General features: G+C 57.7%; 15 protein-coding genes and 1 tRNA gene. 8 read left to right on the top strand and 8 right to left on the bottom strand.

The window, feature by feature from the left end:
- Positions 1–5 precede the first annotated feature (5 nt).
- Positions 6–677 (top strand): dienelactone hydrolase family protein, encoded by a 672-nt coding sequence (locus BLO49_RS16085; protein WP_170828366.1) that lies wholly within the window; start codon positions 6–8, stop codon positions 675–677.
- Positions 678–827: 150 nt separating this feature from the next.
- On the opposite strand, the gene BLO49_RS16080 is transcribed toward BLO49_RS16085, so the two are convergent.
- Positions 828–917: transfer RNA gene (locus BLO49_RS16080), tRNA-Ser, on the bottom strand.
- 157 nt (positions 918–1074) lie between these two features.
- On the opposite strand from BLO49_RS16080, the gene msrA reads away from it, so the two are divergent.
- Positions 1075–1704, top strand: a complete 630-nt coding sequence (gene msrA, locus BLO49_RS16075) for a peptide-methionine (S)-S-oxide reductase MsrA (RefSeq protein ID WP_090650436.1) — start codon at positions 1075–1077, stop codon at positions 1702–1704.
- Here the strand turns inward: msrA and BLO49_RS16070 are convergent, their stop codons facing one another.
- Together BLO49_RS16070 and BLO49_RS16065 are read right to left on the bottom strand one after the other, a co-directional pair.
- Complete coding sequence (locus BLO49_RS16070) at positions 1705–2520, bottom strand: NAD(P)H-hydrate dehydratase (RefSeq protein ID WP_090650435.1); 816 nt, start codon at positions 2518–2520, stop codon at positions 1705–1707.
- Between the two features lie 171 nt (positions 2521–2691).
- Positions 2692–3156, bottom strand: a complete 465-nt coding sequence (locus BLO49_RS16065; protein ID WP_090650433.1) for a hypothetical protein — start codon at positions 3154–3156, stop codon at positions 2692–2694.
- Positions 3157–3210: 54 nt separating this feature from the next.
- On the opposite strand from BLO49_RS16065, the gene dctA reads away from it, so the two are divergent.
- The 4 genes from dctA (at position 3211) to BLO49_RS16045 (ending at position 7365) form a co-directional block, all read left to right on the top strand.
- The gene (dctA, locus tag BLO49_RS16060; RefSeq protein WP_090650432.1) at positions 3211–4497 is read left to right on the top strand and encodes a C4-dicarboxylate transporter DctA; all 1287 of its coding nucleotides are present in this window, start codon (positions 3211–3213) and stop codon (positions 4495–4497) included.
- A 94-nt stretch (positions 4498–4591) separates the two neighbouring features.
- Positions 4592–5374, top strand: coding sequence for a glycine zipper 2TM domain-containing protein (locus BLO49_RS16055; RefSeq protein WP_090650588.1), 783 nt, complete (start codon positions 4592–4594; stop codon positions 5372–5374).
- Between the two features lie 118 nt (positions 5375–5492).
- On the top strand, positions 5493–6893 hold the full coding sequence (locus tag BLO49_RS16050) for an alpha/beta hydrolase family protein (RefSeq protein ID WP_090650430.1): 1401 nt from the start codon (positions 5493–5495) through the stop codon (positions 6891–6893).
- Between the two features lie 64 nt (positions 6894–6957).
- On the top strand, positions 6958–7365 hold the full coding sequence (locus tag BLO49_RS16045) for a response regulator (protein WP_181444865.1): 408 nt from the start codon (positions 6958–6960) through the stop codon (positions 7363–7365).
- Between the two features lie 266 nt (positions 7366–7631).
- Here BLO49_RS16045 and BLO49_RS16040 read toward each other — a convergent pair whose 3' ends face one another.
- The 4 genes from BLO49_RS16040 to BLO49_RS16025 all read right to left on the bottom strand — a co-directional run bounded on the left by BLO49_RS16040 (position 7632) and on the right by BLO49_RS16025 (position 9306).
- Complete coding sequence (locus BLO49_RS16040) at positions 7632–8270, bottom strand: hypothetical protein (RefSeq protein ID WP_090650427.1); 639 nt, start codon at positions 8268–8270, stop codon at positions 7632–7634.
- On the bottom strand, positions 8249–8563 hold the full coding sequence (locus BLO49_RS18260) for a hypothetical protein (protein WP_139159721.1): 315 nt from the start codon (positions 8561–8563) through the stop codon (positions 8249–8251). Before BLO49_RS18260 ends, BLO49_RS16040 begins: the two co-directional genes overlap by 22 nt.
- A 238-nt stretch (positions 8564–8801) precedes the next feature.
- Entirely contained in the window at positions 8802–9035 is a 234-nt protein-coding gene (locus tag BLO49_RS16030) for a hypothetical protein (protein ID WP_090650424.1), read from the bottom strand.
- Positions 9036–9102: 67 nt separating this feature from the next.
- Positions 9103–9306: a cold-shock protein gene (locus BLO49_RS16025; RefSeq protein ID WP_090650422.1), complete on the bottom strand. Its 204-nt coding sequence runs from the start codon at positions 9304–9306 to the stop codon at positions 9103–9105.
- 584 nt (positions 9307–9890) lie between these two features.
- Here BLO49_RS16025 and BLO49_RS18255 point away from each other — a divergent pair.
- The gene (locus tag BLO49_RS18255) at positions 9891–10310 is read left to right on the top strand and encodes a hypothetical protein (protein ID WP_139159719.1); all 420 of its coding nucleotides are present in this window, start codon (positions 9891–9893) and stop codon (positions 10308–10310) included.
- Positions 10307–11386, top strand: a complete 1080-nt coding sequence (locus tag BLO49_RS16020) for a beta family protein (RefSeq protein WP_090650421.1) — start codon at positions 10307–10309, stop codon at positions 11384–11386. The genes BLO49_RS18255 and BLO49_RS16020 overlap by 4 nt, the downstream gene beginning before the upstream one ends.
- On the opposite strand, the gene BLO49_RS18250 is transcribed toward BLO49_RS16020, so the two are convergent.
- Complete coding sequence (locus tag BLO49_RS18250) at positions 11387–12136, bottom strand: sce7726 family protein (protein ID WP_170828364.1); 750 nt, start codon at positions 12134–12136, stop codon at positions 11387–11389. It lies immediately after the preceding gene.
- Between the last annotated feature and the right edge of the window lie 155 nt (positions 12137–12291).

Below are 12291 nucleotides of genomic sequence, written 5' to 3'. Positions count from 1 at the left end.
TCGTCATGATACCGCACACCCATTTGGCCGAAGTGCTTTCCACCCCTGTCGTCGTGTCGGCGGGCGATATCGGGCTTGCCGGAGACCTGACCGTTCCGGAGGGCGCGAAGGGGCTGGTCGTCTTCGCTCACGGCAGTGGATCAAGCCGCAGGAGCGTGCGCAACCGGCGCGTGGCGAAAACATTGAACGGGCGGGGGCTGGCGACCCTGCTGATCGATCTTCTGACCAGCGGGGAGGAAGAGATCGACCAGCGGACCCGCCAGTATCGGTTCGATATACCGCTGCTGGCCGACCGGCTTGTTGACATTGCCCGCTGGGTGGGTGCGCAGCCGACGCTTTCCGGGCTTCATCTGGGATATTTCGGCGCCAGCACCGGCGGCGGCGCTGCTTTGATTGCGGCCGCGCGCCAGCCGGACCGGATCGGCGCGGTCGTTTCGCGCGGCGGCCGGCCCGACCTGGCGGCGGCTTTCCTCGATAAGGTCAGGGCGCCGGTGCTCCTGATCGTCGGCGGCAATGATCCCCAGGTGCTTGAACTGAACGAGCAGGCCCTGCGCGGCCTGAATGCCCGGTCGAAACTGTCGGTCGTGCCCGGCGCCACGCACCTGTTTGAAGAGCCCGGATGCCTGGAAAGCGTGGCGGATCAGGCCGCGGACTGGTTCAAAAAGTATTTGGGTTAAGGACCTGCGGGGGGAGGGATTGGCTGCGCTAAGCTTCGCCGAAACCATCGCTGCGCTCGGTTTAAAAACCCGGCATTTTTCCAGTACCGATCGGTTCTGAACCTCGTTTTCCGCCATTAAAAAAGGCCCCCATGCGGGAGCCTTTTTTAATGGCGGACAGAGAGGGATTCGAACCCTCGGTACGCTTGCACGTACACACGCTTTCCAAGCGTGCGCGATCGACCACTCCGCCATCTGTCCATCCATCAAGCCGCACCAGGTCGGTGGTGCGCGGAAGGCGGCCTTTATACCCATGCTTTGCGAATGAGCAAGCCTAGTTTGCCTCTTACCACCGCTTTTTTTTGTAACTATATTGGCGGCAAGCGCGTATATTCGGCGCAACAAAAAGGAAAACACCATGTTCGGCCTTAAATCCCAGATGATTTCCGCCAACCAGGCCCTGCCGGGCCGCAGCGAAGCCATTCCGACTGAAGAGACTCACTTCGTGCTGCATACGCCGCTGAAGGGGCCTTATCCGGCGGGCATGGAGACGGTCGTCTTCGCCATGGGGTGTTTCTGGGGCGTCGAGCGCAAGCTTTGGCAGCAGGAAGGCGTCTATGTTACCGCCGCAGGCTATATCGGTGGCTACACGCCCAATCCGACCTACAAGGAGGTCTGCACCGGCCAGACCGGTCATACCGAAGGTGTGCTCGTGGTCTTCGACCCGAAAAAGATCAGCTTCCAGCAATTGCTGAAAGTGTTCTGGGAAAGCCATGATCCGACGCAGGGCTATCGCCAGGGTAACGATATCGGCACCCAGTACCGTTCGGCCATCTTCACTACTTCGGAGGCGCAGTATGATGCCGCCGTCAGCAGCAAGGCGGCGTTCCAGAAGTCGCTGAATGCGCTCGGCAAGGGGCTGATAACCACAGAGATCGAACCAGAGGCGCCGTTCTATTTCGCCGAGGGCTATCACCAGGGCTATCTCGCCAAAAATCCGGAGGGCTATTGCGGCCTGAAAGGCACTGGCGCGGTCTGCGCCATCTGATCAGTGGGTTAACTGGCGCAGGACTTGCGGCACCATTTCGCTGAGGTCTTCCGAGATAAGGCCGGGGCCGAACAGGCGCGCCGCTTCGGCGTGTATCCAGGCGGCGGCGCAGGCAGCATCGAAAGCCTCCATGCCCTGCGCCATCAGCCCGCCAGCGAAACCGGCCAGCATATCGCCGGAACCGGCCGTGGCAAGTGTTGGCGGGGCATTGCGGTTGATGACAAGGCGGCTATCCGGTGCGGCGATGACCGTGTCGCGGCCTTTCAGCAGCACCACGGCCCCGCTGGTTTTCGCGGCCCGTAAGGCGTCGCTTGCCCGGTCGGTGACCTGGCCGAAAAGACGGGCAAACTCGCCTTCATGCGGAGTGAGCAGGACCGGCGAGCGGATGGCATCGAAAAGCTGCGAGGGATCGTCCTTGAAAACCGTCAGGGCATCGGCATCGAGCAGGCAGGGTTTGCCGGCTCGCAAAGCCGCCAGCACAAATGCCTTGGTGCGATCATTAATGCCAGCCGCCGGCCCCATAACAAGCGATGTGATACGCGGGTCGCTAATCAGTGCAGCAAAGGCGGCCTCATCCTTCACCGGCTTGGTCATCACCGCTTCGAGGGCCGTGGCATAAACCATCAGGCTCGATGGATCACAGGCCACACTGACCAGCCCAGCACCGATCCGCAGGGCCGCCCGCGCCGCCAGCCGCGCGGCTCCGGTCGAAGCCACAGGCCCGCCCAATACAATGCAATGGCCGCGATCATACTTGCTGCCGTCCGTCTTGAGGACGGGCAGTTTCGAGAGCCAAAGATCGGGAGAATTGTCCAAGTGTACCATCTCCTTAAGTAAGAACCCCCACCACCACATCTAGCCGCTTCGCGTCGTCGTGCGGTCCCCCTCCCCGACAAGCGGGGAGGCACAAGTGGAACTATATATCGTCTTGATCCTCCCCGCTTGTCGGGGAGGGGGACCGCGCCGAAGGCGTGGTGGTGGGGTTTCTTATTTCACAAAAGGCAGTATAGCTACCAAAGTTGAGATAGTCACATCGCCGTATCTCGGTGGCAATCCGGCGCGCAGGCGCATCCAGTCCTCCATGATCGCGGCCTGCTGCTCATATCCATAATCAGTATAGGAGCGGTCATCTATCCGGTAATGATACTGTCCGCGTTCGCGCCACACATAGCGCCAAAGAGTCATGCCGGTCTCATATTGCCAGACATGAACCAGTTCGTGGGCCAGAAGACTCATAGCGACCGCGTTATCGCTCATATCCGCCGGCAGGTGTGGCCAGAAAATCCGACGGCCGCGCACCACGATCTGCGGTCCGCGCCCGATCAGCCGCGCCAGCCACGATGCCCAGTGATGGCCGTCGATCAGCCGGACCGCTTCAAAGGGGACGGCCGCCAGCAGTCCCATTGGAAGGGCGTTGATCTCGGCAGCAGTGAGCGAGCGTATTTGAACCATTGTGACGAAGCCTAACCGCTTATACAGTGTGCGCCAATAATAAACGGGGCGGCCATGCCAGAGAATAAGATAAGGAAACCCTTTTACCGCCATCTCTATGTGCAGGTGCTGTTTGGCGTAGTCATTGGCGCCGCCATCGGCCTGATCTGGCCGGAAGTGGCCGCGCAGCCCTGGGTCAAGGCGCTGGGCGATGGTTTCGTCAAGCTGATCAAGATGACCATTGCCGTGCTGATCTTCTGCACGGTAGTTTCCGGCATCGGTCAGGTGGCGGAAGCCAAACAGGTGGGGCGTGTCGGCGTCAAGGCCATCGTCTATTTCGAGATTATCTCGACCTTCGCCCTGATCATCGGCCTGATCGTCGGTCATGTGATCAAGCCGGGCGCCGGTATGCACGCCGCCGGCAATGCCGCGGCGGTCGCCAAATACGTCGCGCCGGAAACCCACGAAAATCTGGTCGATTTCTTCCTGCACCTGATCCCGGACACCTTCCTGAGCGGCTTTGCCGAGGGCAATATCCTGCAAGTTCTGCTGGTCGCCATCCTGACCGGCTTTGCCCTCCAGCGCATCGGGCCGCCGGTGCAGGAAATCCGCAACCTGATCGACCAGGGCAGCCAGATCATCTTCGACATCATCACAATGATCATGAAACTGGCGCCGATCGGCGCAGGCGCGGCCATGGCCTATACGCTTGGCAAGTTCGGCGCGGCGGCGCTGGGATCGCTGCTGATGTTGATCGGCACCTTTTACCTGACGGCCATTCTCTTCGTTGTGGTCGTCCTCGGCATCGTCGCCTGGCTGTGTGGCTTTTCGATCTTCCGCTTCGTCGCCTATATCAGGGACGAACTGTTGATCGTGCTCGGCACCTCGTCCTCCGAAAGCGCCCTGCCGAACCTGATGCGCAAGATGGAAGCGCTCGGCTGCTCCAAGCCGGTGGTGGGCCTGGTGATCCCGACCGGCTATTCGTTCAATCTCGATGGCACCAATATCTACATGACCCTGGCGTCTCTGTTTATCGCCCAGGCGCTCGGTTACGAACTGAGCCTGATGCAGCAACTGACATTGCTGGGCGTGGCCGTGCTGACCTCGAAGGGCGCGTCGGGTGTGACCGGCGCGGGCTTCATCACGCTGGGAGCGACCCTGGCCGTGGTCAATCCGGCTCTGGTGCCCGGCATGGCCATCGTGCTTGGCATCGACAAGTTCATGAGCGAATGCCGGGCACTGACCAATTTCATCGGCAATGGCGTCGCCTGCGTGGTCGTCTCCCGCTGGGAAGGTGAACTGGACAAGACGGCGCTTAAGGATGGCCTGCACCGCAATGCGCTGGAAATACCGGCCGATTAGGCTCATTCCCGCCGCAAGCGCGCCTTATTGCATACTTATACTTATGGGTTCAGGCTGGCAGGCAAAGGCTTTGCGCCTGGAGGAGAACCTTGAGATGACACAGCACAAGACATATCTGGCGCCTTCGCTGGCCGTGCTCGGCCTGATGGCGGCCACCCTGGCCACGCCCTTCGCGGCCCATGCCCAGTATGACACACGATCCTATGATGGCTATTGTTATGCCAAAAAGGACAATGCAGGTACCAATGGCGCGGTCATCGGCGCCGTGGTGGGGGGCCTGGCCGGCAGCCAGGTATCGAAGCACGAACGCGGCCTTGGCACGGTCGGCGGCGCGGTGCTCGGCGGCGTAATCGGCAATCAGGTCGGCAAGTCGTCGGTGAAGTGTTACAACGGTGCTTATTACGCCTATCGCCAAGGCCAATATTATTCGCCGCCGCCGGCGCCGGATGGCTATCAGGTGCTGTATTTCCGCGACCGTCCGCAAAGCGGCTATTACGACAACGTCTATTATGATCCGCCGTCGAACCGCTACAGCCAGTCGGACGACAGAGGCTATAACACCGTCCCCTACAGCGATAACAGCGATTACCAGACCCGGCCTTACGACAATAACGGATCGGATCGTCCTTATGTCGATGACCGCTATAACTCCGGTTCGCAATATGGTTCCAGCCGTCCGTACAATGCCGATGAAGGCTGGCGCGACGATCAGGGCCAGTGGCACTATGGCCGTCCGCGCGCCGTGGGCTGGCAGGACGATGACGGCCGCTGGCATATCGGTCAGGTGGTCGCCTATGGCTGGCGCGACCGTGATGGCGGCTGGCACGAGGAATCGTCCAGCTATTCGAGCAGCAGCTATTCAAGCTCCGGATACTAACAGGAAGGCGGAAGGTGGGAACATCTTCCGCCTTTATCGTCTTCACCTGCGGGCCCTTTTGTGAAAAGGTGAGGGCAGACGGCGCGCCAAAGACGCCGTCATTTGCCCGGAGGATATCATGAAAGCGGTTGTCAGCGTCGTTTTGGCTCTCTGTTTGTTAGCGCTACCAGAAATGGCGCCGGCGCAGGCTTTAACGACCGAGCAGGATCATCAGAATATGATGGACCAGCTTGGCATCCAAACCCTGCGGCCCGGTCCGAATGGCGATGAAAAGGCGCCGGACCATGCCAATTATGACGAAGCCAAGGCCAATCCTTATCCCGACTGGCCGGATATCCTGACCCTTAGCAACGGCCAGAAGGTCACCACGGTCAATGACTGGTGGCAGAAGCGCCGGCCGGAAATTGCCGAAGCCTTTGAGCGCGAAGTGGTTGGCCGCGTTCCTGCCGATGTGCCCGCCGTGACCTGGCGTGTTGCCGAGAGCGAGGCGGAAACCCTCCAGGGCACGGACATTGTGGCGTCGCGCCTGGTGGGGCATGTCGATAATTCGGCTTATCCGGCGATCAGCGTTGATATCGACGCCGTGCTGATTCTGCCGGCGAAGACGAAAGCGCCTGCCCCGGTGCTGGTCATGTTTAACTGGGGACCGGCCCAGTTCCCGGCGCCGAAAGTGCCGCCAGCCCCGCCGAAAGACCTCGATCCGCGCATGGCGGGCTTCCTGGCCGCGGCGCAGGCCGCCAATCTCGATCGCATTCACCAACTCGTGGCCGATGGCTGGGGCGTGGTTATCCTTAACCCGACCAGCTATCAGGCCGATAATGGCGCGGGCCTGACGCAAGGCATCATCGGCCTCGTCAACAAGGGCCAGCCGCGCAAGCCGGACGATTGGGGCGCCTTGCGCGCCTGGGCTTGGGGCGCCGGTCAGGTCTTCGATTATCTCACCACCCGGCCGGAGGTGGATAAGGCCCATATCGGCATCGAGGGCGTGTCGCGCTACGGTAAGGCAGCGCTGGTCACCATGGCCTTCGACCAGCGCTTTTACATGGGGCTGATTGGCTCGTCCGGCGAAGGCGGTGCCAAGCCGCACCGGCGCAATTTCGGCGAGGCGGTGGAGAGCCTCACCGGTTCCGGCGAATATCACTGGATGGCCGGCAATTTCCTCAAATATGGCGGACCGCTCAATGCCGGCGATCTGCCGGTGGATGCCCACGAACTGATCGCCCTGGCGGCGCCGCGTCTCGTCTTTATCTCCTACGGCGTGCCCGAACAGGGCGACGCCAAGTGGCTGGACCAGCAGGGCAGCTATATGGCCACCGTGGCGGCGGGCCGCGTCTGGAAACTGCTCGGCGCGAAGGATCTCGGCGTCGGCAATGACTACAAAACCGCCGTCATGCCGCCGCCCCTGACCGACTTGCTGGATGGCCAACTGGCCTGGCGGCAGCATATCGGTGGTCATACGGATGCGCCGAATATCGCCAGCTTCATCACCTGGGCCGACCGAAACATGGGCCGCCAATAGCCATCCCGTACTGATCCTTTACATGCGTCGGGCTATGGTCCGCGCACGTGTAAAAGGGTGTGGCATGAGCGAACTCAGCCCCAAGACAAACCGTCTGGTCCTTGTGGCCGATGACAATGACGAGACCGCCTTCGTCATCGAATCCATGCTCGACCTGCTGGATTTCGGCGTCGAGCGCGCGCGCGATGGCCGCGAGGCGCTGGAGATGTCCGCCAATTCGGCCTATGCCCTGATCCTGATGGATATCGAGATGCCGGTGATGGACGGCCTGGCGGCCACCAAGGCGATCCGCGGCCAGGAAGGCGAGGGGCTGGTGCCACCGGTGCCGATCGTGGGGATCACCGGGCATTCGGACATGGGCACGCGCCGGCTGTGCGAACTGGCCGGTATGGATCAGGTGTTGTGCAAGCCGTTCCTGATGGAGCAGTTGGAGGAAATCGTGACGGCGGTTTCGGTTAAAAGGGTGAATTGAGGGTAAGACGCAAAGATCCTCCCCTCTTGGAGGGGAGGTGCCGAGCAAGCGCAGCGCGTCGAGGCGGAGGGGTAAAACCCCAAGTGAGGTGCGTGGACTTTACCCCTCCGTCTCGACGCACTTCGACCTGCGGTCTACGCTTGCTCGCCACCTCCCCTCCAAGAGGGGAGGATCAAGAAAGATTGTACCTCCCCAGCTTGCTGGGGAGGGGGACCGCACGAACGCGTAGCGTGAGATGTGGTGGTGGGGGTTCTTACTTTCTACACCTAAGGCGGCACCTTGCGCACCAGCCAGGCAGGGAAGCCGATGGTGTTGGGGAGTTCCTTGTGGTCCGGCGGCGGATCAAGTTTCGGCTTATTGAGCACCCTTTCGTCAAAATCCGCCGCCAGGCTGTAATAGTCCGGATCGTCTTCGCCAAAGGGCGAATAGTCGGGCCAGCGGCCATCACGGCGGGCCATGGCGCGTATGACCGCATTGGCGCGGTTCAGCATCAGCAGGGCCGGCCAGCGGTCCTTTTGCGCCGGATCGCTCTCGCACTGGAAAATGGTGAGGCTGTCCGCCAGCCGCCACGGACTTCGCGGCGCGGGGGCGTCCTTGTCGAAGGCGGTGCCGTCCGGCCAGATGCCGCTGTTGCGGGCGCAGCCGATGGCATAGCGATCGGCCTTCGCCAGGAATTCGGCGCGCCCGTCGGTGGTGTCTTCCGGATCGTCGTCTGGGTCGTTTTCTGGATCGAGATCGTCGGCAAAGGCGGGGGATTTGGGGAAGCGCGCCTTATACCTATCGGGGCTTTGCGGCGCTTCGTAAAGCTGGGAGAGCATACGGTCGGAAGCCAGCAGGCAGCGGCTTGCGCGTTCGCCTTCGAGGTAGCTGTCCGGATCGGGGATCAGGCCGATAACCTCCAGCAACCGGTCGGCTCTGGCGCGCAGGCGCAGGCGCGGGCCTTGCGGGCGGCCGGAGGGTTGTCCGGTGTCGTGTCCGGGGCGGTGTCTTCGGGGGTGAGAGGCAGTTGCTGGATAATTCGGTCGGCGGCGGTGATGGCGCGCGCGGCGCGCTCGGCCTCCAGAAAGGTATCGGGCAGGTCCAGCCCCTCGACTATCTGCGCGATATGGTCGGCATAGGCGCGCAAGGTCAGCCGGCGCGTGGCCAGCGCCGTGGCATCATCCTGATCTGGCGCAAACCCATCGGCAGAGGTGTCCATACGGATATGATGCGGCCGGATGGCGGGGAGGGGGATTTCTTGCTTTACGAATTTTAAGGCGGGACCTTGCGAGCCAGGCAGGCGGTGGATCAAGCGGCGGCGGCTCGAGGACATTCTCATCAAAGTGCGCCGAGATGTCGTAGAAATCGTTATCGCTCTTGCAATAGGGCGCAGATCGGCCGGCGCTACCCCCAAGCCTATCTAAGGACGCGCCGGCCTTTCCCCCTGCGCGGTGCAGTCAGGTAAAGCGAACCTGAGCCGCGCCGCCCGCCGTGAAGATGGCCAGCATGGCCTGGCGGACCGAGTTATCGGCTTCGGTGCGCGACTGGAAAACGCCCCAGAAGGCGGCGTTACGCGAGACCTGCCAGGATTTGCCGCGCGGCAGGATGCAAAAGCGAACGGGCACGACCTGGTGCTTCAGTCCGGTTTCGCCGGCGGTCGGCCAGATGTCGTCCCAGCGCGGGGCCGCCAATGAAAATTTTTGTCTCATGATGTGCGGGCGAGGGACCGGCGTGACCGGACCTGGCCCTTCCTTTCGCTCAGACTGTGCTGAGATCAACCGCGGCGTTCTTGCCGCGCTCATTTAAGAGCTGATAAGTGATGGACTGGCCTTCGTTCAGGCTGCGCAGGCCGGCCTTTTCGACCGCCGAGATATGGACGAAGACATCGCCGCTGCCGTCTTCCGGCTGGATGAAGCCAAACCCCTTGATGGGGTTGAACCATTTAACTGTACCATTGGCCATGAGGGCCTCCTTGAGAATCGCACAATTGTGCGGTTATGCGGCGCGAAAATGCGCGGCACGGTCCGAAATTTGCGATGCTTGAGAGAAAGCCTGAGCGTGCAGACAAGTCAAAGGTCTGGTTTCGAATAAGGGGATTGTGTCATAATGGGTGAAAAATTGCAATAAAATTCGGTTTTATTGAAAAGTTTATATTAATAATTATTGTTATGCGGCTCGTATTGTTGACTATTTTCTATAATTATACGGGTAAATATTTATCAAAGACGGAAAATATCAGACATTTGCCGATCCTGGCGGAAGGCGCGTCTGGCCTCCAGAAAGGTATCGGGCAGGTCCAGCCCCTCGACTGGTTAGGGAATTTTGGCTGCGCGATAGGGTCGGCATAGGCACGCAGGGTCAGCCGGCGCGTGGCCAGCGCCGTGGCATCACCCTGATCTGGCGCGAACCCGTCGGCTGAGGTGTCCATCCGGATATGATGCGGCCGGATGGCGGGGAGGGGATTTTAGGTTACGCGCTGGTTTCTATTGAAAATCAAATTTTTTAGAAGTACCACTTAGGCGGGTGATGGCGCTTTGGGGGCGATGGTGTCTGGAAAAGGACCTGATTTCTCTGAGAATAGTTTAATAGGTGCGTTCCTGATCATTGGATCTGGAGCAGCATCTATTGTAGGCATAGCTTCGATATTTTGGCATGATAAATTTGTTGTTCTTGCCATAGTTGCTGGATCGGGTTGGACGTTAAGTGTCGGACTTTTGGTAATTAATGGAATTTTGCGAGCAAAAATAAACAAAGATTTTCCTTTGTTAAAGGGAGAACTTGAAGAAACAAAAATTCAGGCATCTGAGTGGTCTGGAACTGCCAACAACGTGGCGGAATCTATGAGAGTTGCATTAGAGATTATTCAAACCCGCGAACCAATACCTCGAACGTTGCCAGGTCGAGTTCCATCGAGAAGGTCTCGAGCACAATCTGGGGCCGCGCAAGAAGAGGGAGGAAATCAATGAACTTGCATGGCCAGCAATTGCTTGATTCAATTAAATACTTACCATGCCTCCGTTCAAGGCAAGCGGAAGTTAAGGGGTACATGCAACTGTCTCCAATTGCAAAGGCTTCGCTTCATCCACTTATTTCCATTGGTAAATTTGGAAGATTAACCCAAACATCCAAGGTTTTGGAAGCAATACAAGCCAAAATTGGTGGGTGCTTTGTTGATTTAAATATGGTTAGTGACCAGTCATGTGATGATTTGGCCGAAGTCACGAATCCAGAAAATCATTATTTAAATTGGAGAGAGCTAGTTCGTGGATATCCAGGGCTTACTCCCGCGGCAATTATTGATTCTGACGGCTCGGAAAGGGCATTTATTCGGCAAGTTGTTGAGATAGAAGCGGAGTATAATACGGTTCTGATCCGAACCAAAAAGCCGTCAATCGATCTAGGGTTTTTAAAAGCAGCATTAGCCGCTGTGGCAGATGTTAATAGTGTATTCATTGTACTAGATTTTGGGTACATCCGCGGTGCGCTTGAGACAAAAATTGTTGAGGCCCGCCGTGTCATTACGGCTCTACGCGAGACTGAGCCAAGTGCTCGGATTGCCGTAGTGTCTTCTAGTTTTCCTAAATCCGTAGCCGCTTATGGTGACGGCCAAGCTAGCTTGGAGATCATTGATCGAGAATTTCACACTCAGTTGGGGGGGGATGAGGTTGCAATATATGGTGATCATTCTGCAATTTATCCTGAACCTTTTGAACCAATGATAAGTCGGTGGGTTCCAAGAATTGATTATTGCACTGAGTACAGCTGGTTTTACGCTCGCCGCAGAGATGACGATGGTGGTTATGTGGAGTGCGCTCGTAGAATTGTAAGCCTTGAAGATTGGGATGTTGAATTTGCGCGAGCCAATTGGGGGGCGGACATAATTCTACAGACTGCAAACACGGGAGTTGTTCCTTCTGGCTTTGGCGCTCCTGCCAATTGGATTGCTGCCCGTGTTAACATGCATATTGAGCGTCAACTTTCGGTCAGTTTCCCTGATGAAGCGGACGCAGTAGACCCGTATGATTTAGATGATTTAATGTAATTAATCCACTTTACGTTTTAAGATGGGCCCGCTGGGGGCATGTACTAAATATGGGTTGTCATGACTGATGGGAATATCTTTTATTTCGACAATTGCGGGCGGGGCATGAGTCTGTCTAGGTATTTTAAGGGGAGTTCGGGTTAGGAAAGAAAGGGCTTTGATTGTTTTTTTACTTTCTTTTTCAGATAAAAATCTATGATATCTTTCCTTGTATCTATTTTTTACTGCTTCCCGAGCGGCTGAAGAGAGGTCTTTTATTGGTAATTTAATTGCTTCATTCACCAGCGCCATTCGATGGCAACCTTTTTCAGTTTTCAGGCCGTTACAGGTCAGTAATTTCTTTATCTCGGTAGCTGTCATTAAAGAAATATAAGATTCTGCAGATAGTTGTGTTTGTTTAGGGGCAATTTTTTGAGTTAGATTTCCAACCTTATCGGCAGACCACAGACCAACGCCTTCGGGAATTGATTCCAGCATCTCGTCAACAAAACGCTCTGCCAGCACCAAAACAAATTTTTCAAAATACTTTGTGAAAGTCTCTACCTGCCCTTTTAGGCGAGACAAGCTATCGAGTTCGGATTTGATCTCGAAACCCCACAGTTTTCCATTGGCGAGTACTACGTCTGCACGTCTCGACCAATTTGCGACCGTCATTTCGGTCACAATGACTGAATTATCATCGGCATGTCTTGTTGCAATTAAGCGGTCTATTACGGCAGCTTTAAGTGCAGCTTCATCAATTCTCGTCAAGTTGTGCGCCATTCTGGTGATTTCGCGATTACGCGATGCACTGAGTCTCACGCAATCAAATGGTAAGCTAATTTGTCATGCCTGTGAATTCCAAATCGTCAGCCTCTCGCACCCGCGAAAATAATCCACCGGTGGCTATGGCCTTTTGAGGCGGA

The sequence above is a fragment of the Asticcacaulis taihuensis genome, assembly GCF_900100255.1.
GTDB lineage: Bacteria > Pseudomonadota > Alphaproteobacteria > Caulobacterales > Caulobacteraceae > Asticcacaulis > Asticcacaulis taihuensis.
Note: the sequence above shows the minus strand (reverse complement) of the source record. Positions and strands in the feature narration are given on the sequence as shown.